Source organism: Streptomyces sp. NPDC055955 (assembly GCF_042270245.1).
Lineage (GTDB): Bacteria > Actinomycetota > Actinomycetes > Streptomycetales > Streptomycetaceae > Streptomyces.
Genome location: NZ_JBHJYS010000030.1, coordinates 77,545 through 99,215, shown reverse-complemented (window position 1 = coordinate 99,215; position 21,671 = coordinate 77,545). Strand labels below are relative to the sequence as shown.

Below are 21,671 nucleotides of genomic sequence, written 5' to 3'. Positions count from 1 at the left end.
CAGCGAATCGACATAGCATGCGTCCGCCCACACTGATCCTTCGCGAGGAGGCGGCAATGCCGACGAGGGACGTCGCTCCGTTCTCACCACGTTCCCAGGCGCCGGCCCCGCGGCTGGCTCAAGCGATCATCGTCGCCGCCCTGGCCTGCTACGCCACGATGACCGTACTGAACGTGGTGCGGACACGGCCCGGAACGGGAGAGCTCGTCCTGTGCGTCGTACTCGTACTGGCGCTGTTCGGCACGCAGTTGGCGGTCTCCTCGCCGCAGGCCCGCCGGTGGCCGACCCGGCGCAAGGCGCTCGTCCTGCTCCTCCAGGCGGTGCTCACCTTCGCGCCTCTCGCCTGGTTCAGCGTCAGCTGGGGCAGCATGGAAGGTCCGTTGGCCGCCTCGCTGCTGCTGACGCTGCCGGCCCGGTTCGCCTGGCCGAGCTACGGGCTGCTGATCGCCTTCATCCCGGTGTACAACGTGCTGGCGGGGGCATCGGTCGACCTGATCCTCTACTTCACCATCGCCAGCACCCTCACCGGCCTCGTCATCTACGGCCTGACCCGGCTCACCGACCTGGTCAGCGAGGTGCACGAGAACCGTGAGGAGCTGGCCCGGATGGCCGTCGCGCAGGAACGCCTGCGGTTCGCCCGGGACCTGCACGACCTGCTCGGGTACAGCCTCTCCGCGATCACGCTCAAGGGTGAGCTGATCCAGCGCCTGATCAGCACCCGCCCGGACAAGGCCCGCCAGGAGACCGACTCGGTCCTCCAGGTGGCGCGGCAGGCCCTGGCCGACGTACGGCTGGTGTCCAGCGGGTACCGCAACATGTCACTCATCGAGGAGGCGGAGTCCACGGGGACGGTGCTCTGCGCCGCCGACATCCGTGCCGAGGTCGAGGTGGAGTGCGGGCGGCTGCATCCGGTGGTCGACACCGTGCTCGCCACCGCACTGCGGGAAGGGGTCACCAACATCCTCAGGCACAGTCAGGTACGCGTCTGCACCATCAAGGCGGAGGTTGAAGAGGAAACGGTCCGGCTCGGCCTGACGAACGACAATCCGCACACACCGAGCGACCTCGTCTCGGCCCGCTCGGGCGGCACGGGCCTGGACAATCTGCGGTGCCGGTTCGCCGCCATCGGCGGAGGGCTCTCCGCGGGGCTGCGGGAGGACGGCCGATTCCATCTGGAGGTCTGGGCACCGCTCAGGCCCACAGGTCATGACGAGAACGAGCTGCTGGTGTTCGAGCCGACGCGCCCGGAGAGAACCGCCGTAGCCTGACACATCTCACCGGGGGTAAAGATGTTGTCCGTCAGGATCCTCCTCGCCGAGGATGTTCACATGATCCAGGGCGCACTCGTGGCGCTGCTCCAACTGGAGCCGGATCTGCACGTGGTGTCCACCGTCGACCGCGGCGACACGATCGTCGCGGCCGCACTCGAGTCCAAGCCCGACGTCGCCGTGATCGACATCGATCTGCCCGGCATCGACGGGCTGACCGCGGCAGCCGAGCTCCATGAACGGCTGCCCAGCTGCCGCACGCTGATCCTCACCTCGCTCGGACGTCCGGGCACCCTGCGGCGCGCCCTGTCCGCCCAGGTCTCCGGCTTCCTCCTCAAGGACTCGCCACCGAGCCAACTCGCCCTCGCCGTACGGTCGGTGGCGACGGGGCGGCGGGTCGTGGACCCCCAGCTCGCGCTGTCCGCCTGGGACTCTCCGGAGAATCCGCTGTCGCCGCGTGAGCTGGAGGTCCTGCGCCTAGCCGCCCGCGGCGCCGAAGCCGCCGAGATCGCCGGCTGCCTCTATCTCTCCAAGGGCACGGTCCGCAACTACCTCACGGCCATCGTCGGCAAGCTGGGCGCGCGCAACCGCATCGACGCCATCCGCATCGCCGAGGAGGCCGGCTGGCTGCCCTGACGGACCCGGGCCCCGGGCCGGACCGGGCGCGCCGAGCAACGCGTCGAACATGCCGTCGTCCAGCGTCGTCCCGACGGACAGGTCGGCGAGCTCACCGAAGCCCGCGTCACACACGGCGACGCTCAGCACGTACCCCGCCCCGGCGGGGTACGTGCCGAACTGCCACTCGCCGCCGGGTACCCGGGAGCCGTCGGGTCTGGTCAGCCGGGGCTCCCCGTCGTCCAGCGCGAAGCCGAACTCGGTGAAGCGGAAGCGCAGTCCCTGCCCCACCGCCTTGCTGTACGCCTCCTTGAGCGTCCACAGCTGCACCATGGTGTCGTTGCGTGCCTGTTCGCCACCCGCGTCCAGGCACGCCTTCTCGTAGGGCGTGCACGCCTGGCGCTCCGAGCCGGTGTGGGCGAGTCGCCGGTCCGCCCGTTCCACGTCCACGCCGATCCGGCCCCGGCGCGTGATCCCCACGACCATCATCTCGTCGGTGTGACTCAGGCTCACATCGATCTGGTCGCAGCCCCGGACGTAGGGGCGCCCGCCCGGCTGGTAGGCCAGGTCGACCAGGTCGGGGGCGGTGCGCAGGACCGCGGCCGCCGAATAGCGCAGCAGCAGCCGGGAGGCCACGAACCGTTCCCGCGCGCGGGGCCGGTCGAGGCTCTCGTAGCGCCGCCAGTCGCGTCCCAGGCGACGGCGCAGCTCGGCTTCCGTGCCGTCTCCGGGCCGCCAGTCGGGCATCGACGCGTAGAGCACGACGCTGCCGGTGCGGCTCAGTTCGCCGTGGACGTCGCCCCACGGTCCGGCGGGCCCCGGCGCGGGCAACGGGCGTCCCACCCGCTCCCCCACCTCAGGCTCCGGGCAGGGCCGCGGCCAGCGGTCCCGCGTCGAGCGCCGAGATGACACCCGCCAGGTCGACGGCGTCGCTCGCCGGACCCTGGCACACCGGGATGCAGGCGGGCCCGCGCAGGCCGCCGCCCATCCGCCGCAGATACGGCGTGAGGACCGCCTGCGGTCCGATCTCCACGACGTGGGTCGGCGCCTGCTGGGCGAGCAGGCTGCGCGCCGCGTCGGCGAACCGGACGGGGGCGGTGATCTGCTCCGTCCAGTACGGCGCGTAGAGCGGCTCGGTGGCGAGCCGGCCGTAGACCGTCGAGTAGAACGGCACCTGGGCGGTGCCGCCGGGCATCTTGCGCACGACGGCCTCGAACTTGGGGACCACCGGCGCCATCAGCGGCGAGTGGAAGGCGTGCGAGACGGCCAGGTGGCGGCAGCGGATGCCGCGCTCGGCGAGGCGGGCCTCGATGCGGTTCAGCGCGCTGCGGTCACCGGAGAGCACGATCGCCTTGGCGGCGTTGATGGCGCTGATGCCCACGGCCGGTTCGGCACCGACCAGTTCGGCGGCCTCGTACGGGGTGATGCAGACGGCCATCATGCCGCCGCCCGGCGGCAGGTACTGCATGAAGGCGCCGCGCATGGACACCAGTTTCGCGGCGTCGGCGAGGGTCAGCGCGCCGGCGATCGTGGCGGCGGCGAACTCCCCCACTCCGTGACCGAGGACGGCCGCCGGGCGCACCCCGGCCTCCTCCAGGGTCCGGGCCAGGGCGTACTCGACGGCGAACAGGGCGGGCTGGGTGAGCGCGGTGCGGTGGATGCGCGGGTCGTCGGAGAGGATCAGCTCCACCACGGACCGCCTGATCCACGGGCGGATCGCCTCGTCGGCCTCGTCGAGGAAGGCGCGGTACCCGGTGGAGTTCAGATAGAGACCGGAGGTCATCCCGGGGTGCTGGGAGCCCTGGCCGGTGAAGACGAACGCGGCCCTGACCTGGCCGGCGCGCCGGCCCGCGTCACGCATCACCAGCAGGTTCGCGAGCTGGCGCACGGTGGGGAACGCCCAGATGTCGTCCGGTTCGATCAGCGGGCCGAACTCCTCGTTGATGTCTCCGTAGAGGCTGAGCACCGCCACCGAGTCGAGGCCCTCCTCGGTCAGCCGTGCGGTGTCGTCGACGGGGTGGCCCAGATAGTGGGCGACCCTCTCGGTCAGCCATTCGCGGTGGGCGACAGCGAAGTCTTCCTGGGCGCTGGGGGACTGCTCCTGCATGGGTGTGCTCCCTGTCGGGCGGGGGGTGAGGCGATGGTCAGGCGAGCGGCGAGGCGTAGAGGTCGTAGCTGCGCCGGTCCTGCAGCCGCGCGACGACCTCGGCGAGCACCAGCCGTTCCGGTTCGACGGGCCGGTCGGGCAGCGGCAGCCCGAGCCGGGCGACCAGCCGGTAGAGGACCACGGTGACCCAGGCGGGGGCGGCGAGGAACGCGTCGGCGTGGCCGTGGGCGGCGGAGCGCTGCTCGCGCCACACGCCGAGGCAGGCCGCCGCCGCGAGGACCAGGGTGTACCGGTCGGAGAGGCCGAAGCTCTGCGGGCTGGACAGGGCCTCGCGGTCGCCCTCCGCGACCTTCTCGAACGCCTTCTTCAGCTCGGCGAGTTCACCGGTGAGGACTCGGGTCAAAAAGCGCAGGGCCGGGCCGCCCAGGCCGGTCTCGTCCCGCGGTTCCGCGGCCTCGAGGAGGTCGGTGCAGGCGACCAGGGTCGCGGCGAGCGGGTCGCCGTCGCCGAGCAGCGCGGGCTGGGACAGGTCCAGCGGCGGCAGCGGGCGGTCCGGCCGGAACAGGTCCGAGGGCGGCTCGGGGTCGGCGAACCAGGCGTGCCGCGCGAAGTACGGGAGTTGGGGCAGGATGCTGACCTGGCGGCCCGCGCTGCCCGCGTGTCCCAGGGCCGTGACCGGCAGGTCGCGCCGCTGCTTCTGGAACATCGCGTACGCGCCGTCCTCGGCGAACGTCTCCTCACCGAGGACCGACGACATCTCGTTCAGGCTCTCGGCCACGAGCTTCGGGGCGAGATAGGCGGCGGCCGCCGCGTAGGCGCTCATCTGCCGCGGCAGCAGGTGCAGTGCCCGGGTCGCGACCAGGGCGAGGCAGTCGATGATCAGCAGGTCGAGGAAGCCGCCGGTGAGCACGTCCCGCACGTGCCGCACGTCGAGGGACGAACGGCCGTCGTCCCGGCTGCGGTGGGCGAAGCGGGCCACTGTGCGCAGCGCGGTGTCGGCGCCCGCGAGCACGATGGACGGGATGAGGCCACGGATGAGCAGGGAGGAGCGCAGCGACAGCTCGTAGCCGTCACCGACGTCCCCGAGGACGGCGCTGCGCGGGACGAGGCAGTCGGTGATCCGCAGTCCGCCGAACTCGGCGCTGCGCATCCCGGTCGTCGTGCGGCGGGCCAGGGTCTCCACGGAGCCGGGGGGCAGCTCGTCGCGGTCGAGCAGCAGGACGGTGTGGCTGCGCCCGCGGGCGGCCCCGTCGGTGCGGGCGAAGACGACCAGGCCGGTGGCGCGTGAGGCGTTGGCGATGGCGGACTTGCTGCCGTCGATGACCAGGCCGTCCGGGACCGTCCGTGCGGCGAACTCGTCACGGACGAAGTCGTTCCCGTGGGCGACCTCGTGGCGGGCCACGGCGAGGCGACGGCCGCTCAGGAGCAGCCGGGCGGCGAGGCGGCGCTGCGCGTCGTCGCCCGCGGTCCACACCGGGGTGGCGGCGAAGAAGCAGTTGAGGCCGTAGCCGAAACCGAGGGAGGCGTCCCGGCGGAACACCGGGCGCAGGAGCCGGCCCAGCAGGTCCATCCGTTCGAGCCTGCCCCCGACGTCGGCGGGCACGAACTCGGCGTTGAGACCGAAGGCGTCAAGGACCTGTTCGGCCTCCGGCAGCACCGCGCCGGCCGCGTCGGCGGCGAGCAGGGCGGCGGCGCCGAGCGGGTTGTCCGGGTCGTCGAGGGAGCCGAACGCCAGCTCCAGGGCATCGATCCGGTCCTCTGCCGTCGTCATCGCCGCCCCCCAGCCGCCGTCAGCTGTTCCACCTCGGGTTCCATCCGCTGGTGCAGCGGGGTGAGTTCGCCGCGCAGGAAGAGCCGTCGCATGGCCGCCCGCTCCACCTTGCCGCTCGTGGTGCGGCGGACCGTGCCCGGCCGGACCAGCACGACGCCGGCGGTCCGTATCTCGTACTCCTCGCTGATCCGCTGCTGGACGGCGGCCGCGAGCCCGGCGAGGTCGATGTCGTAGCGGCTGCCGGAGCGCAGCTCCTGGATGATGACGACCCGTTCCCTCACGCCGGGGAGCGCGAAGGCGGTGGCGGCGCCGAAGAGGCCGCTGACCTGCTGCACCGTGCGCTCCAGGTCCTGTGGATAGAGGTTGCGTCCGGCGATGACGATCATGTCCTTGAGCCGGCCGGTGACATGGAGCAGGCCGTCGCGGAGTGCGCCGAGGTCGCCGGTGCGCAGGAAGCCGCTGCCGCCGCCGCTGATCCGGCAGCCGAACGCCGCGGCGGTCTCGGCGGGGCGGGCCCAGTAGCCGGGTCCGACGCTCTCGCCGCGGACCCAGATCTCGCCGATCCGGCCGTCGGGCACCTCGGCGCGGGTGTCCGGGTCCACGATGCGTACGTCGGCGGAGGCGGGCGGGCCGCAGTGGGTGACGGTGCGGTCCGCGCCGACGGGATCGGCCAGCCGGCCGCTCTCCAGTGCGGCCGCGTCCACGGCGCGCCCGGCCGGGGCCGGGGCGGTGCGCGTGCCGGAGACGATGAGGGTGGCCTCGGCCAGGCCGTAGCAGGGCGTCAGGGCACCGGGGCGCAGCCCGGCGGGGGCGAACCGTTCGGCGAACGCCTCCAGTGTCGCGGGGTCTATGGGCTCGCCCCCGTTGACCGCGGTCTCCCAGCCGGACAGGTCGAGGCCCGCGATCTGGGCGTCGTTGACGCGGCGCACGCACATCTCGTAGGCGAAGTCGGGGGCGGCGCTGACGGTCAGGCCGTACCGCGAGACGGTCTCGAGCCAGTTCGCCGGGCGCTTGACGAACGCCGTGGGGGTCAGCAGGACGGCGGTGCCGCCGAGCCACAGGGCGTGCAGCAACTGGCCGACGAGGCCCATGTCGTGGTGCAGCGGAAGCCAGCCGCCGAGCCGTGTGCCGGGGCGGGTTCCGAGTGCTTCCTGGATGGCGCGCTGGTTGGCGAGCAGGCTCCGATGGGTGACGATCACGCCGCGCGGGTCGCGGGTCGAGCCGGAGGTGTACTGGAGGTAGGCGACCGTGTCGGGGCCGGGCACGAAGGGCTCCCGCGGTCCGGCGCCGGCGCGCGCGGCGGGGCCGTCGGCCGGCAGGCAGACGACGTCGCCGTGTCCGGTGCGGGCGAGCAGCTGGGAGACGTCGGGCGCCTCCGTGGTGGACGTGAGCACACAGGCCGCGGCGGCTTCCTTGACGATCCCGGCGAGGCGGTCGTCGTGGTGACCGCGCCCGCCGCTCGGGGCGACGGGGACGGCGATCACCCCCGAGTACAGGCAGGCGAGGAAGCTGGTGACGAAGAGCGCGCGCGAGCGCTGGGCGATCAGCACCCGGTCCCCCGGGCCGACGTGCCGGGCGAGCACGGACGCCAGGTTGCGGGCCGAGCGGTCGAGTTCGCCGTAGGTGATCGTCTCGGGCCTCAGGGTGCCGTCGTGCTCGGTGAGGAGGATCAACGCCTCCCGGTCCGGCGTCCTGGCCGCCCGGTCCTGGATGTGCTCCGTAAAGGTCCGCTGACCGTTCACGTCTCCCCCTCCCCTGCCGTGACGCCGTCCCCGGGGACGGCCGGCGCCCGGCTCTGCTGTCGGCGGGACGGCAGGGTGCCCCTGAGGGGATCCTCCGCCTCGCCGGTGGATGTACGGCGAACTCGCGTTCACGGCGCGTTCCCGACGGCCCCGAGGCCGTGGCCGCCGCCCTTGACGGTCCAGCCCGCGTACGCGGCCTCGGCCTGGTCGTCGGGCTCGCCCGCGCGTCGCACGAGGGCGAGCAACACGGCGGTCACGGCCGCCAGTTCGGCCTCGTCGGGCCGGCCGCGGACCACAGTGATACGCATCTGGTTCACCATGAGGACAGCCTGCGCCCACCCGCTCGAAGCGGGCTCGCGCCCCGGACGCGCCGGAGCCGAGGACCTGATGGCCCTCGGCTCCGGTGCGGGTGGAACGGCGGGCGCGTCAGGCGACGACGCGCTCGTACGCCACGTGCCGGGTCCGCTCCACCTCGATGTCGGCGACGCGGCGCAGCTGTTCGGCCTGCGAACGGTGACCCGGGTCGGCCAGGGCCCGCTCGCAGTCCTCGGTGCCCCGCCACCACTGGATGCCCGTGTAGGTGTCGGGGCGGAGCGTCGAGCGCAGCAGGTCGCTGCCGCCGAAGCCGCCGAGCCGGCCGAAGTGCTCGCTGGTCTCGGCGAAGAGCCGCTCGAACGAGGACGACGTCGCGCCGAGGGTTCTGGCCCGGGTCAGGATGACGTTGCGGGCTCCCACGACGGCGTTCTCCTTGAGCACCCGCCCCACGCTCACGGCCTGGTCCACCTCGGTGTCGACGAACGGACCGAGTTTCTTGACGTGGGCCTGGAAGGTGTCGTCGTGGACCGTGTCGAGGAAGCCCCGCATGGTCCGCCAGTGCCCGAGGTGGACGTACACGTCGGGCCGTTCGACCAGCTGGACGGTCACCAGGAAGTCGAAGCCCTCGCGTCTGCGCAGGTACTGGGAGTGATCGCGGAACTCACGCTCGAACCAGGCGGTGTCGCCCTTGACCTCGAACCGGTTGACCACGGTGAGCGGTGTGTCCTGACTACGACTGTGCACGTGCTTGTTCCTCCGCGAACTGCTTGGCGTGGCGCAAGGTGGTGGAGCTGTTGGTCCCGAGCGCCTTGCGCACCAGCGCGCGGGCGTCGGCGAGCGTGGCCTGCGGGCCCAGTGCGGTGCGCACGCCGCCCGGGTCCAGGGTCACGGTGTGCCAGGACGTGGCCCGGACGGTGCCGTCACCCAGCGATTCGATGACCCAGCGTCCGGTGTGGCCGCTCATCGCGACGGGCACCCTGAGCTGCTTGTAGACGATGACCTTGCGGTCCTCGAAGCAGACGCGGACGGAGGTGGTGTTGTGGGTCGAGCCGTCGGGGCTCGCGGTGTCCATGTCCATGTGCTGGACACCGGCCTCGTCCTCGGTGAGGTCGAGGCGGGCCACGTGCGGCAGTCGCTGCGGCCACAGGTCGGCGCGGTCCAGGAAGGCGAAGACGTCACCGGCCGCGCCGAAGACGGTCTCGGAGTCACTGAAGGTGAAGTGGAGTTCCTCGCGCGCGTCGCCGAGCTCGGCGGTGTTCTTCAGGGCGAGCAGTTCGGCGCGGCTGTTGCGGTCGACGGCCTGCTCGATGAGCTCCTCGGCGGCCGGGTCGCCGTTCACGGCACGGTAGTCGTGCAGCAGCGTCACGCGGGTGGTGCCGTCCTCCAGTTCCCGGACGCGCCACTCACCGCCCATCTCGGCGACGGGGTCGGCCGTCACCACCTGGCGGAAGGTGATGGTGCGGGCCGCCGGGTCGAGGACGCGGCGCGAGGTCCAGGTGCGCACCTTGTCGCCGGCGACGGCCCAGATGCGCAGGAGCTGCTCGCCGCCTTCGGCGGGGGCCTCTTCGAGCACCTCGACGTGCACCGTGGGGCCGAACACCTGCGGCCACTCGGCGGCATCTGCCACCAGCGCGTAGACGGTGGCGGCGGACGCGGCCACGGTGATGGAGTGCTCGGCGACGTGGAGCGCTGCGGTCTCGGAAGTGGAGGTGGTCGGCGCCACGGCAATTCCCTTCGGACTGTCCGCTGCAGGGCGGATCACAAGGTTGGCATGGTGTGCTCAAGCGAAACTGGAGAACCGGTGGAACGTCGGGCGGTGTCCCGCGCGGACACGGGCCGCCGGGCCGCCGTCCGGCACAACTCCTAGGCGAAGCGGGGCCGTTCGAGCATGTCGATCACGGCGCAGCCCCAGCTGTACCCGGCGCCGACGCTGACCAGGACGATCCGGTCTCCCGGCGCCGCGCGCCCTGAGACGGTCAGATGGTCCAGGCCGGCGAACTGGTCGCCCGCGCCGAGATGCCCGACGGTGCGGCTGTAGTCCCAGGTGGTGCGCGCGGGATCGATGCCGAACGGCTTGTAGTAGATCGACGTCAGGCGCCGCCGGCCGAAGTGCGGCAGGACCACCCAGTCGGCCTGGGCGAGTTCGGATCCGGCGTCGGCGAGCGCCTGTTTGATCACCGTCTGCTGGCCGTTGTGCGCCCGGGAGATGGCGTACGACATTCCGGCACGGCCCACGAAGGCGCGCTTGGCCGCCTCGAAGTCGACGGGGATGCGGTGGCCGAACGGGGCCTTGGTGAACGGGTCGTCGCCGCGGTGCAGCGGCTCCAGGTCGGGGTCCGCGTGCAGGGCGAGCGAGACGAGACGGGCGTAGCCGCCGCGCCGGGAGAGCACCAGCGAGGTGGCTCCGTCGGCGTAGGGCGTGCCGGGGTCGGTCTTCCAGCGGTCGATGCCCGGGGCGCAGAAGCGGTCGGCGGTGGTGAGGAGGGCGTCACGGTGTCCGTGGCCCGCGGTGAGGTAGGCGGCCGCCAGATCGAGCGCGGCGAGCCCGCCGTTGGACATCTGCCGTATCTCGACGGCCTGGCAGGTGTTGCCGAGCGCCTCGCGCTGGATGTACGAGGCGACCGGCCAGAGGTCCTGGCCCTGGTGGTAGGTGTCGGCGTGCAGCAGCAGGTCCACGTCACCGCCGTCGCTGCCGGCCCGGCTCAGGGCGGTCCGCGCGGCGGCCGCGGCCATTTCGGCGGCCGACTCGTCGGGCGAGAACGCCACCGACTCCATGCCGGTGGCCGCGGCCGTCCCCGGCGGGCAGGCCCCGGAGGCGACCGCGTCGGCGAGCGGGAGGCGAGCGGGAAGCCGTGTGGCGGTCCCCCGTATGTAGACGTCTTCCAGACGCACTGTCTCTCCAAGTCGGGTCGGGGCTCGGCCGGTGCGTTCGCCGGGGCCTGTCCGGCGGGTCAGAGGCGGAACGGTTCGAGCGGCTCGGTGACGCCGAGTGCGGTGGGCCCGTCCCGGCCGGGCGTCTCGTCGAGCAGGACGTAGTGCACGGCGTCGAGGAGCGCCTGCCAGCTGGCCGCGGTGGTGTTGGCGTCGACACCGACAGTGCCCCAGCGGCGGGCGCCGTCCTGGTACGAGATGAGGACGCGGGCGCTGGCACTGCTGCCGGTCTCGCCGCTGAGCACGCGGACCCGGTAGTCGACGAGCCGGAGCCGGGCCAGGGCCGGGAAGCAGGGGTCGAGGGCGGCGTGCAGCGCGGTGTCCAGGGCGTTGACCGGGCCGTTGCCGTGTCCGGTCGCGGTGATGGACCGGCCCTGGACGGACAGGCGCACGGTGGCGTCGGTGCGGACCTCTTCGTCGTGCGCCCCTACGACCCCGACGGACCAGGACTCGACCTCGAACGGGTGGGACCGCGGGGCGCCCGCCAGCTCTTCGCGCAGCAGCAGTTCGAAGGAGGCGTCGGCGGACTCGAAGCTGTAGCCGACGCTCTCCAGTTCCTTGACGCGGGTGGCGGCACGGGCCACTTCGTCGGAGCCCGCTTCGACGTCGTAGCCCAGCTCGCGGGCCTTCAGCTCGATCGAGGAGCGACCGCCCATGTCGGAGACGAGCGTGCGCATCGTGTTGCCCACCAGCGCCGGGCGGGTGTGCTGGTAGAGATCGGGGTCCACGCGCAGGGCCGAGGCGTGCAGTCCGGCCTTGTGCGTGAACGCCGACGCGCCGATGTAGGGCGCGGCGGCGCTGCCGGGGAGCTGGGTCAGCTCGGCGACGGCCCGTCCGGTCGCGGCCAGGCCCGCGAGGCGTTCCAGCGGCACGACCTCGCGGCCGCGCTTGAGCACGAGGTTGGCGATGACGGTGAACAGGTCGGCGTTGCCGCACCGTTCGCCGTAGCCGTGGGCGGTGCCCTGGGCCTGGACGGCGCCGGCGTCCACGGCCGCCATGGTGTTGGCGACGGCGCAACCGGTGTCGTCGTGGCAGTGGATGCCGAGCTGTACGCCGGTCAGGGCGCGGGTCTCGGCGACGACGGCCGCCACCTCGTCGGGCAGCGAGCCGCCGTTGGTGTCGCACAGGACGACGGTCTCGGCGCCGGCCTCGGCCGCGGTACGGACCACGGCGAGGGCGTACTCACGGTTGAGCTGGTAGCCGTCGAAGTAGTGTTCCGCGTCGACGAAGACCCGTCGCCCTGCATGCACCAGGTGGCGTACCGTTCCGCCGATCATGGAGAGGTTCTCGGCGAGGGTGGTGCGCAACGCGTCGCGGACATGGCCCGTGTGACTCTTCGCGACGAGGGTCACCACGGGGGTCTCGGCGGCGAGCAGGGCTCGCACCTGCGGGTCGACGGGGGCGGGGACGCCGGGCCTGCGGGTGGCTCCGAACGCGGCCAGCTCGGCGTGCTTCAGGTCGAGTTCGGTGCGGGCCCGGCGGAAGAACTCGGTGTCCCGGGGTACGGCCCCGGGCCAGCCGCCCTCGATGAATCCCACACCGAGCCCGTCGAGTTCACGTGCGACGGCGAGCTTGTCCTCGACCGTCAGCACCATGCCTTCCTGCTGGGCGCCGTCGCGCAGGGTCGTGTCGTAGAGCTGGAAGCTCTGCTCGGCCATCGCCCCTCCCTTGTCCTGTGTGCGCCGGTGGTACCGGCCTCCGGATGCTGAACCCACCGTCAGACGGTGGCCCGGAGAACGGCTCGAGCGGTGATGGACCGGGGGCCGACGCCGGGGTCAGGGGAATTGCGCCGGAGTGCGGCCGAAGCGCGGGGCCACCGTGGCGGGTCCGCTGCCGCGTGCCTGGTGGTGCGGATGTGAGGCGGCCTCGGCGGCGCTCAGCACCGGTGTCACACACGCCTCGGTTCCCTCGAACAGCCGTGCCCAGTGGTCCCGGCCCCGGCCGACGAAGCGGTGCGCGAACGTCCCGCGCAGAGCCGGCCAGTTACGGGGGTCGTCACGGTCGGGCAGCGCTGCCGCGTCGAGTCCGAGGCCGTCGAGCAGCGCCGCGTAGAAGCGCTCCTCCAGGGCCCCGACCGCGACGTGTCCTCCGTCGGCGCACGCGTAACAGGTGTAGAAGGGGGCGCCGCCGTCGAGCAGGTTCGTACCGCGTTCGTGCCGCCACTGTCCGGCCGACCGCATCCCGACCATCATGGCGAGCATCGCGCCGACCCCGTCCACGATCGCGGCGTCGACGACCCGGCCGGCCCCGGTCGACTCGCGTTCGTACAGGGCCGCGAGGACGCCGGTGAGCAGGAACATGGAGCCGCCCCCGAAGTCCCCGAGAAGATTCACCGGGACGACGGGCGGGCCGCCGGCCTCCCCGATCGCGTCCAGGGCACCGGTCAGGGCGAGGTAGTTGATGTCGTGCCCGGGCGACGTGGCGAGCGGGCCGTCCTGGCCCCAGCCCGTCATCCGGGCGTAGACGAGCGCGGGGTTGCGCGCCAGGCACACCTCGGGCCCGATGCCCAGTCGCTCCGCCACTCCCGGCCTGAAGCCCTCGACCAGGACGTCCGAACTCTCCAGCAGACCCAGGAGTTCCGCGACGTCGTCCGGATTCTTCAGATCCAGGGCGACGCGGCGGCGGCCCCGGTCGAGCTCCCGGTGCCACTCCGCGAAGGAGCGCCGGCCGTCGGCCCGGTCGACCCGGATCACCTCGGCGCCGAGATCGGCAAGGATCATGCAGGCGAAGGGCACCGGCCCTATCGCCGCCAGTTCGACCACCCGCAGCCCGCTCAACGGGCCGGTCCCGCGGGGCCGGCCCTGTGTCGTCGCTATGCCCATCCCGCGAGACTAGGGAGCCGCGCCAGGGGCCCGCTCGAGCACTCCTGGACGGCGGTCGGCGGCGACTCCACCTGTGCCCGAGCGCGCGCTGGCACCGTCTTCCGGGAACTGCTGACTGTCCGGTTCTTCATGAGGTAACTCCCCCAGGAGGAAGGATCCACTGTGACCACCAGTGCCACGGACCAGGGCGCCGCAGAGGCGGAGACAAAGACCTTTCCCTACGCCCGGCAGTGCCCGTTCACGCCCCCGAAGGAGTACGAGGAGATCGTCGGGAAGGACGTCTCCCAGGTCACGCTGAAGGGATCCGGCCTGCGGATCTGGACGGTCGCCGGTTACGAGACGATCCGCCGTCTGCTCACCGACCCGCGGGTCAGCGCGTCCCGCAAGCACGACAACTTCCCCTTCTACTTCATCGCTCCGCCCGAGTACCGCACCGAGACGTCGTTCATCGGATACGACGGCAAGGAGCACAGCGACACCCGCCGCAAGGCCGCCCTGACGTTCACCAGCCGACAGGTGCGCAGGCTGCGGCCGCGGATCGAGGAGATCGTCGACGACCACCTCGACAAGCTCCTCGCGATGACGCCCGTCGTGGACTTCCACCACGCGTTCTCCCTGCCGGTGCCGATGACGGTCATCTGCGAGCTCCTCGGGATACCGCAGGACCGGCACGAGTTCTTCATCAAGCACGGCACCGCGCTGCTCGGCGGCCACAGCTCCACCGAGGAGCGGCAGGCCGCGATCGTCGAGGTGAACGCGTACGTCAGCGACCTCATCCAGCTGAAGAAGCGCGAGCCGGGCGAGGACCTGCTGAGCCGGGCGATGGCCGACTACGAGGCGTCCGGCGAGTCGTACACCGACCGCGATCTGTTCAACATGGTGCGGCTGCTGATGAACGGCGGCCACGAGACCACCGCCAGCCAGATCTCGCTGGGCACCGCCTGCCTCCTGGAGAACCCCGACCAGCTGCAACTCCTGCTCTCCGACCCGTCGTTGGTCAAGCCCGCCGTCGAGGAACTGGTGCGGTTCGCGACGATCGGTGACACCGCGGTGCCGCGGGTCGCCCTGGAGGACATCGAGATCGGAGGCCAGACCATCCGCAAGGGCGACGGCATCCTCTGCCTCGGTCTCGCGGCCAACCGTGACCCGGAGGTCTTCCCCGAGCCGGAGAAGCTCGACATCACCCGCGGCAGCCGCAAGCACCTCGGCTTCGGGCACGGAGTGCACCACTGCATCGGCGCGGACCTCGCCCGCCTGGAGCTGGAGATCGTGTGGAGCAAGCTGTTCCAGCGCATCCCGACCCTCGAACTCGCCAAGCCCTTCCTGGAGATACCCCGGAAGGAGGGGGCCGTGATCTACGGGCTGTGGGAACTGCCCGTGAAGTGGTGAGGTCCACCGGAGTCCGAGCCGCCGTACACAGCGTGACGCCCGACGCCGCAGTCCCGGCCTCGGCAGCCCAGGAGGAGGACGCATGAGCACCGAAGTGACGCCGTTCCGTGTCGAGTTCGCCGAGACGGATCTCGCCGATCTGCGCGAGCGGCTCTCCCGGACGCGCTGGCCGGAGAAGGAGACCGTCGACGACTGGTCGCAGGGGGTGCCCGCGGGCTACCTCCAGGATCTGGCCGCGTACTGGCAGAGCACGTACGACTGGCGAGCCACCGAGGCCCGGCTGAACGCCCTGCCGCAGTTCCGCACCGAGATCGACGGGCTCGGCATCCACTTCCTGCACGTGCGGTCCGCGCACCCGCAGGCGACGCCGCTGCTGCTCAGCCACGGCTGGCCGGGCTCCGTCGTGGAGTTCCTGGACATCATCGGCCCGCTCACAGACCCCGAGGACCCGGCCGACGCCTTCCACGTGGTCTGCCCGTCGCTGCCGGGCTTCGGCTTCAGCGACAAGCCGCGGACCACCGGCTGGACCGTGGAGCGCACCGCCGCCGCCTGGTCCGAGCTGATGCGCCGGCTCGGCTACGAACGGTTCGCCGCCCACGGCACCGACTGGGGCTCCTTCCTCACCGCCATCCTCGGCGAGACCGAGGCCGAGCGGCTGATCGGCATCCATCTGGCGATGCCCTTCGCCCGGCCGCCGCAGGAGCAGGTGGAGCTCGACGAGCGGGATCTCGCCGGCCTCGCCGCGCTCAAGCAGTTCCAGGCCGACGAGGGCGCGTACTCCGTCCTCCAGGCCACCCGCCCGCAGACGCTCGGGTACGGTCTGGCGGACTCGCCCGTCGGACAGCTGGCCTGGATGATCGAGAAGTACTGGGCCTGGAGCGACCACAGCGGTGACGTGGAGAAGGTCATCCCCCGCGACCGGCTGCTCGACGCGGTGACGCTCGCCTGGCTGGCCGGGACCGGTGCCTCGTCAGCCCGGATCTACTGGGAGAGCCACAACAAGATGGCCCTCGGGCGCGTCGACGTGCCGACCGCCTGCGCCGTGTTCCCCAAGGACGCCCGGATGCCACGCGCCTGGTGCGAGCACCGCTTCACCGACCTGCGCCGCTGGACCGACCACGAGCAGGGCGGTCACTTCCCCGCGCTGGAGCAGCCCGAGCTGCTGGTCGGCGAACTGCGGTCGTTCTTCGGTACCTTGCGCTGAGCGACACGGTCAGAGTCCGCGCGAGCCGAGGAACGAGGAGAGCAGGAGCATGGCCGCACCGGAGCCGCAGACCCTGGACCGCAGGGCACTCAACCGTGCGCTGCTGGCCCGTCAGCTGCTGCTGGAACGCTCGCCGTTGACGGCCGTCGAGGCCGTGGAGCATCTGGTGGGCCTCCAGGCCCAGGCGCCGAATCCGCCGTACATCGGGCTGTGGACCCGCCTGGCGGGGTTCACGATCGAGGAGCTCGCAGCCGCGGTGCGGGCCAGGCAGGTGGTCAGGATCGTCCTCATGCGCGGCACGATCCATCTCGTGTCCGCGCGGGACTGCCTGCGGCTGCGGCCGGTGCTGAGTGAGTCGCTGGAGCGCTCACTGATCGGCACCTTCGGACGGAAGCTGGCGGGCGCGGACCTCGACGCGGTGAGCGCGCGCGGCCGGAAGCTGGTGGAGCACGAGCCGCTGACGCTGGGCGCGCTGGGGGCCGCTCTGGCCGGGCGGTGGCCGGAGCACGACGCCTTCGCGCTCGCCAACGCCGTACGCAACCGGGTGCCCCTGATCCAGGTTCCGCCGCGTGGACTGTGGGGCGAGAGCGGACAGGCCCGGCACACGACGGCCGAGTCGTGGCTGGGCGCGGCGGCCGAACCGGCCGCCGACCCGGAGACGCTGGTGGAGCGGTATCTGGCGGCGTTCGGGCCTGCCACGGTGAAGGACATGCAGACCTGGTCGGGGATGACCCGTCTCGCCGCCGTGGTCAGGCGACTCGGGCCCCGGCTGGAGGTGTTCCAAGACGAACGGGGGCAGCGGCTGTACGACCTTCCGGACGCGCCCCGTCCCCCGGGCGGCACCCCGGTGCCGGTGCGGTTCCTGCCGGAGTTCGACAACATCCTGCTCTCCCACGCCGACCGGTCCAGGATCCTCACCGAGGAACAGCGCCGCCTCGTGTTCACCAGGAACGGGATCATCCGGTCCACGTTCCTGGTCGACGGTTTCGTCCACGGGCGGTGGCGTATCGAGCGGGACCGGGACACGGCCCGGCTGGTCGTCGAACCCTGGTCCCCGCTCGGCCGCGGCGCACGGACGGAGCTGAAGGCGGAGGGCGCCCGGCTGCTCTCCTTCGCCGCGGCCGGCTGCCCACGGACCGAGGTGACGATCGAGGCCGTCGGTTAGGGCGTGCCGCTGCCCGGATCAACCGAGTACCCGGCCAGTTTGGGCGCCGTCGCGCCGTCGATGGACTCACGGATGATGTCGGCGTGTCCGGCGTGCCGAGCCGCTTCCACGAGCAGGTCCAGCAGGATCGCCCGCACCGGGCGCGGGGGCGCGGTCGGCCCCCAGGGAGTCACCGGCATGGGGACCGTCCGGTCCAGATCCGGCAGGGCCCGTACGACGTCGTCGGTGCGCGCGGCGACTTCCGCGTGGGCGCGCAGCAACTCGTCCAGGGTCTCCTCGGGACCGACCTCGAACTCCGCCGCGCCGTCGCGGTCGCTCCAGTCCGCCCCCTCGCCGTGCAGCACGGGGGTCCAGGGGGGTTCCCCGAGGGCGGCGTGCTTGAGGAGGGACGCCAGGGACAGTTCGCTGGCGCTGGGGGTGTCGCGTGCCTGTTGGTCGGTCAGGCCGTCGACCGCGCGCCGCAGCGCCTGTCGCTGGGCGTCCCACGCCGCCACCAGCAGGTCTCGTTCGTCCACTTCTCCGGCCACCGGCCTCACCACGGGTCCGCCTTTCCCTTCGCGCTCGTGCGTCGCCGTTCGACGCCGGCGAACGGAACAACGCTCCGCTGCGGAGCCAGGACACGCAGCCCGCTCCCGCGTCCCGGCGGTGTAGCGCCTCTCCAGGGCACTTCCAGTCCCGTTCGGCACGCTGGCAGCGCCGCTGGCATCACCGGGCGAGGTGGTGCGCAATGACCGGAAGAGGATGAGATGTCGCAAACACTGCCGGAGGTCCGGGAAGGTGTCGGAGCGGAGCTCTACGTGGAGGTCCAGCAGTTCTACGCACGGCAGATGCCGCTCCTCGAAGAACGCAGGCTGGAGGAGTTCCTCGAGACCATGACCGAGGACGGCTCGATCGAGCACCGTCCCAACGGCTGGAAGCTGGAGGGCCGCGCACAGCTCCTGACCGAGATGCGGGCCCGCCGGGGCGATCCGGACCGGCCGCTCGCCGAGGAGACCTCCGCGCGGAACGCGCGGGAGGAGAACATTCCGTACTACGACGGACTGGTGTACCGCTACTGGTTCGACCGGATGCGCATCACGACGGCCGGCGACGACACCCTGCACGTCCGGTACCAGGCGATCGTGAGCATGACCGACCGGCGGGGCAAGGTGAGCTTCGAACCGACCACCGTCGTCGAGGACGTGCTCGTCCGCCGCGCCGGGCGGCTCCTCACCCGCTCCCGGGTCGTCACCCACGACGCGGCCGACTGGGCGGACAAGATCCACAACCCGTCCTGACGAGGGCCCCGCAGCTGCCGCGCACACCTCGGCGGCCGTCCGCGAACCACGGTTCACGGACGGCCGCCGACGCGCATGACGTACGGGTCAGAGCCGGGCGCCCCTGTCCTCGGCGTGCACCACCCGGCCGAGCCTGTCGTCCGCGTCGTACTGCCTGGACTCCCCGGTGCTGGTGAACGTGTCACCCGTCTGGACGGCACGCTGAGAGACGTCGACCCGGCCCAGGTAGTGGCCCTGGGAGTCCCAGATCGGCTCGGCGATCCGGAAGGTGAAACGGTCGTCCCCGGTGCGGGACCAGGTCCCCGCCCCGCCCTTGACGAGGAAGGCCCGGCCGTTCCTGGTGAACTGCACCGTGCTGTCGAACGTCTGCCCGCCGAAGCTCACCTTGAGACTCCACGTGCCGACGGGGGTCTGCACCACGTGGTCGTGCCGAGGCCGGGCGCTCGCCGTGCCCGTCGCCGGGACGGCCGCCAGCGCGGCGGCCGCGGCCACGAGCAGCAGCCTGGCCGCCGGTCCGGCGCCTTCGGTACCCGATCGGTTCATGTGTTCCTCCCGCGCAGGGCGCGTCTCGCCGGGGCAACTGACGCGTACACCCTGGCCGCAGGGGCTCAAAGCCCGCTTGACCGCGTGTACAGCCCGCTCCGTACGGCGCGGCCCGGGACGCTCCGTGTCCACTCGACCGGGGCCCCAGCCGGTTTCGCTGTACTGGCCGCCCGGCCCCCGGGCCTGCCCCAGTCACTCCGCCTTCACCGGCCCAGAGAGGGAACTCCCATGTCGGACCAGCCTTTTGCCGATCGGACCGTCGTCGTCACCGGAGGAGGCACCGGCATCGGCCGCGCCTCCGCACTGGCCTTCGCCCGGCTCGGCGCGGCCGCCGTCATCATCACGGGCCGCCGCAAGGAGCGGCTCGAAGAGGTCGCCACGGAACACCCGTCGATCGTCCCCGTCGCCGCCGACGTGACCACGCAGACGGGAGCGGAGACGGTCGTCGCGGCGGTCCGCGAGCGCGGAGGCGCTCTGGACGTCCTGGTGCACAACGCCGGCATCTTCCGTTTCAGCCCGCTCGCGTCCGTCGACACCGCCGTCGCCCGCGAGGTGCTGGAGACCAACGTCCTGGGCCCGGTCGTGCTGACCCGCCATCTGCTCCCGCTGCTGCGCACCCCCGGCGGGAACATCGTGCTGATCTCCAGCCGCGGCGGCCACAACCCCGGCCCGGAGAGCTCCCTGTACTCCGCCAGCAAGGCCGCGCTGCACAGCTTCACCCGCAGCTGGGCCGCCGAACTCGCCGCGCAGGGCATCCGGGTCAACGCCGTCGCCCCCGGTTTCGTACGGACCGAGGCCTATGTGGCCAACGGCCTGACGCCCGAACAGGCCGAAGGCCTCTTCGCCGGGGTCGCGCAGTCGGTGCCGCTCGGCCGGATCGCGGAGGCCGGCGAAGTCGCGCGCTGGGTGACCGAGTTGACCCGGGACACCGAGTCGCTCGTCACCGGCCAGATCCTCACCCTGGACGGCGGCATGGACGTGGCCGCCCGCTGACGTCCGGACGGCCGCACGCCGACAGAGAACCGCCCGGCCGGGACTCCCCGGCCGGGCGGTTGTCGGATGTGCGGGCTCAGGCGGTGTCCGCCGCGATGTCGGGGCGTGGGGTGCGTCCCGGGACCGAGGAGCGGGCGGGCGGCAGTTCGCCGTCCACGAGATAGCGGTGGACGACGGCGTCCACGAGCGGGTTGCCGCCGAGCACGTACACCTCGTGCTCGCCCGAGTCCTCGACGGTGAGCAGGTGGTGGCCGAGCCGCTCGGCCATCGCGACGCCGCCCGCGTAGTGGTCCATCGGGTCGCCGTCGGCCTGCACGATCAGGCCGGCGCCGTAGCCGTCCCTGGTGAGCACCACCGGCTCCTCCGGGGCCTCGAACGCCCGGAAGGCGCCGACCCACGGCTGGGCGCGCAGAACGCCGTAGCCGTACGGGAACCGCTTCCTGAACTCCCTCATGTCGCGGTAGTAGACCTCCAGGTCGGACGGCCAGGCGTGCTCGAGCGTGATGGCCTCCAGGACGCCGACGCGCAGATCGCCCTCGCTGTCCGCGGGCCGCCAGGTGCCCTGCGCGGCGAGCAGTTCGCGGCAGCCGTCGAGGTCGCCCGCCACCGCCCTCTCGCGCAGGCCGGCGACCACGACCGCGAGTGTGTCCCACTGGCCGCGGTCGCTCGCGCGGTTGCCGACGGCGCCGTCGAACAGGGTCCGCAGCCGTACCGCGTCCTCGGGCAGCTTCTCCAGTGCCGCGACCACCTCCTCGACGGTGGTGAGCACCGCCCCGGCGGACGCGCCGATCCCGAAGTGGCCGTGCCGCTCGCCGGCCCAGCGGGCCCACAGGTCGACATTGCGCTGCACCGCGTCGCCCTGCCACAGGAACTGTTCGCGCCAGGTCCAGTCGGGGCCGACGCAGGAGTCCAGCACGAGCCGGTCGAGAGCGGCCGGGAAGAGGCTGCCGTAGACGGCTCCCACGTAGGCGCCGTAGGCGTACCCGACGAAGCTGATCCGGTCCTCGCCGAGAACCGCCCGGATCACGTCCAGGTCCCGGGCGGTGTTGCGGGTGCTGATGTGCGGGCGCAGTGCACCGCCGCCCCGGGCGCACGCCTCCTCCCGCAGCCGCATGTCCTCGGCCAGTTCGGCGAAGGCGCCGTCCGGCGGCCGGGAGTCGAACTGCGCGGTGGGGACGGCCACTTCGGCGTACAGCCGGGTGGACTCACCGGTGCCGCGCGGGTCGAAGCCGATGAGGTCGTACACCTCGTTCAGCGGGGTGCCGGCGAATTTCGCGGGCAGGTCCCGGCCGTGTCCCCAGTCGCCGCCGGGGCCGCCGTTGACGGCCAGCAGGATGCCGCGCCGTCGCGCCGGGTCGGTGGCGCGGCGGCGGCTCAGGGCGAGCGTGATGCGTTCACCCCCGGGGTCGGCGTAGTCGCGGGGGACCTCGATCGTCGCGTACTCGGCCTGGTCGTCGCCCGGTGCGAGCGACCATGTGGGCCGCTGTGTGTGGAACTCGCTCACCACGGCGAACCTCCGTTCTCGTCAG

Annotated in this window: 19 protein-coding genes and 1 pseudogene; 7 read left to right on the top strand and 13 right to left on the bottom strand. The window is 72.3% G+C overall.

Features of this window, described 5'->3' with window-relative positions:
* Positions 1 to 56: 56 nt before the first annotated feature.
* Both ACFC96_RS40730 and ACFC96_RS40725 read left to right on the top strand, forming a co-directional pair.
* Entirely contained in the window at positions 57 to 1,268 is a 1,212-nt protein-coding gene (locus tag ACFC96_RS40730; protein ID WP_376264816.1) for a sensor histidine kinase, read from the top strand.
* Positions 1,269 to 1,289: 21 nt separating this feature from the next.
* Positions 1,290 to 1,904: a DNA-binding response regulator gene (locus tag ACFC96_RS40725; protein ID WP_227297739.1), complete on the top strand. Its 615-nt coding sequence runs from the start codon at positions 1,290 to 1,292 to the stop codon at positions 1,902 to 1,904.
* Positions 1,905 to 2,033: 129 nt separating this feature from the next.
* On the opposite strand, the pseudogene ACFC96_RS40720 reads toward ACFC96_RS40725, so the two are convergent.
* From ACFC96_RS40720 to ACFC96_RS40675, 10 genes and pseudogenes are all read right to left on the bottom strand, one after another.
* Positions 2,034 to 2,369, bottom strand: a pseudogene (locus tag ACFC96_RS40720) (4'-phosphopantetheinyl transferase family protein); the annotation flags it as partial.
* Between the two features lie 370 nt (positions 2,370 to 2,739).
* Positions 2,740 to 3,990, bottom strand: a complete 1,251-nt coding sequence (locus tag ACFC96_RS40715; RefSeq protein ID WP_376264813.1) for an acyltransferase domain-containing protein — start codon at positions 3,988 to 3,990, stop codon at positions 2,740 to 2,742.
* Positions 3,991 to 4,027: 37 nt separating this feature from the next.
* Complete coding sequence (locus ACFC96_RS40710) at positions 4,028 to 5,761, bottom strand: acyl-CoA dehydrogenase (RefSeq protein WP_376617375.1); 1,734 nt, start codon at positions 5,759 to 5,761, stop codon at positions 4,028 to 4,030.
* On the bottom strand, positions 5,758 to 7,503 hold the full coding sequence (locus ACFC96_RS40705; protein ID WP_376617374.1) for a fatty acyl-AMP ligase: 1,746 nt from the start codon (positions 7,501 to 7,503) through the stop codon (positions 5,758 to 5,760). Before ACFC96_RS40705 ends, ACFC96_RS40710 begins: the two co-directional genes overlap by 4 nt.
* 128 nt (positions 7,504 to 7,631) lie before the next feature.
* Entirely contained in the window at positions 7,632 to 7,811 is a 180-nt protein-coding gene (locus tag ACFC96_RS40700) for an acyl-CoA carboxylase subunit epsilon (protein ID WP_376264804.1), read from the bottom strand.
* 118 nt (positions 7,812 to 7,929) lie between these two features.
* Positions 7,930 to 8,562: an antibiotic biosynthesis monooxygenase gene (locus tag ACFC96_RS40695; protein WP_376617372.1), complete on the bottom strand. Its 633-nt coding sequence runs from the start codon at positions 8,560 to 8,562 to the stop codon at positions 7,930 to 7,932.
* Positions 8,549 to 9,541, bottom strand: coding sequence for an aromatase/cyclase (locus ACFC96_RS40690; RefSeq protein ID WP_376617370.1), 993 nt, complete (start codon positions 9,539 to 9,541; stop codon positions 8,549 to 8,551). The genes ACFC96_RS40695 and ACFC96_RS40690 overlap by 14 nt, the downstream gene beginning before the upstream one ends.
* Positions 9,542 to 9,681: 140 nt before the next feature.
* Complete coding sequence (locus ACFC96_RS40685; RefSeq protein ID WP_376617368.1) at positions 9,682 to 10,710, bottom strand: ketoacyl-ACP synthase III family protein; 1,029 nt, start codon at positions 10,708 to 10,710, stop codon at positions 9,682 to 9,684.
* Positions 10,711 to 10,769: 59 nt separating this feature from the next.
* On the bottom strand, positions 10,770 to 12,407 hold the full coding sequence (cimA, locus tag ACFC96_RS40680; RefSeq protein ID WP_376617366.1) for a citramalate synthase: 1,638 nt from the start codon (positions 12,405 to 12,407) through the stop codon (positions 10,770 to 10,772).
* A gap of 117 nt (positions 12,408 to 12,524) precedes the next feature.
* Positions 12,525 to 13,571, bottom strand: a complete 1,047-nt coding sequence (locus ACFC96_RS40675) for a CaiB/BaiF CoA transferase family protein (RefSeq protein WP_376617364.1) — start codon at positions 13,569 to 13,571, stop codon at positions 12,525 to 12,527.
* A 162-nt stretch (positions 13,572 to 13,733) separates the two neighbouring features.
* On the opposite strand from ACFC96_RS40675, the gene ACFC96_RS40670 reads away from it, so the two are divergent.
* From ACFC96_RS40670 to ACFC96_RS40660, 3 genes are all read left to right on the top strand, one after another.
* Positions 13,734 to 14,960 carry a cytochrome P450 gene (locus tag ACFC96_RS40670; RefSeq protein ID WP_376264787.1) on the top strand — a complete coding sequence of 409 codons (1,227 nt, stop codon included), beginning with the start codon at positions 13,734 to 13,736 and terminating at the stop codon, positions 14,958 to 14,960.
* Between the two features lie 82 nt (positions 14,961 to 15,042).
* The gene (locus ACFC96_RS40665; RefSeq protein ID WP_376264784.1) at positions 15,043 to 16,164 is read left to right on the top strand and encodes an epoxide hydrolase family protein; all 1,122 of its coding nucleotides are present in this window, start codon (positions 15,043 to 15,045) and stop codon (positions 16,162 to 16,164) included.
* A gap of 49 nt (positions 16,165 to 16,213) precedes the next feature.
* Positions 16,214 to 17,329 (top strand): winged helix DNA-binding domain-containing protein, encoded by a 1,116-nt coding sequence (locus ACFC96_RS40660; protein ID WP_376617362.1) that lies wholly within the window; start codon positions 16,214 to 16,216, stop codon positions 17,327 to 17,329.
* Here ACFC96_RS40660 and ACFC96_RS40655 read toward each other — a convergent pair.
* Positions 17,326 to 17,856: a DinB family protein gene (locus ACFC96_RS40655; RefSeq protein ID WP_376264778.1), complete on the bottom strand. Its 531-nt coding sequence runs from the start codon at positions 17,854 to 17,856 to the stop codon at positions 17,326 to 17,328. The genes ACFC96_RS40660 and ACFC96_RS40655 overlap by 4 nt on opposite strands.
* A gap of 219 nt (positions 17,857 to 18,075) precedes the next feature.
* Here ACFC96_RS40655 and ACFC96_RS40650 point away from each other — a divergent pair, with 219 nt between their 5' ends.
* On the top strand, positions 18,076 to 18,606 hold the full coding sequence (locus ACFC96_RS40650; RefSeq protein WP_376264775.1) for a nuclear transport factor 2 family protein: 531 nt from the start codon (positions 18,076 to 18,078) through the stop codon (positions 18,604 to 18,606).
* Between the two features lie 87 nt (positions 18,607 to 18,693).
* On the opposite strand, the gene ACFC96_RS40645 is transcribed toward ACFC96_RS40650, so the two are convergent.
* Positions 18,694 to 19,149 carry a hypothetical protein gene (locus ACFC96_RS40645; RefSeq protein ID WP_376617360.1) on the bottom strand — a complete coding sequence of 152 codons (456 nt, stop codon included), beginning with the start codon at positions 19,147 to 19,149 and terminating at the stop codon, positions 18,694 to 18,696.
* A gap of 228 nt (positions 19,150 to 19,377) precedes the next feature.
* On the opposite strand from ACFC96_RS40645, the gene ACFC96_RS40640 reads away from it, so the two are divergent.
* A complete protein-coding gene (locus tag ACFC96_RS40640; protein WP_376617358.1) occupies positions 19,378 to 20,142 on the top strand; it encodes an SDR family NAD(P)-dependent oxidoreductase in 765 nt (254 codons plus the stop codon).
* A 76-nt stretch (positions 20,143 to 20,218) separates the two neighbouring features.
* Here the strand turns inward: ACFC96_RS40640 and ACFC96_RS40635 are convergent, their stop codons facing one another.
* Positions 20,219 to 21,646 (bottom strand): alpha/beta fold hydrolase, encoded by a 1,428-nt coding sequence (locus tag ACFC96_RS40635; protein WP_376617356.1) that lies wholly within the window; start codon positions 21,644 to 21,646, stop codon positions 20,219 to 20,221.
* Positions 21,647 to 21,671: the final 25 nt, after the last annotated feature.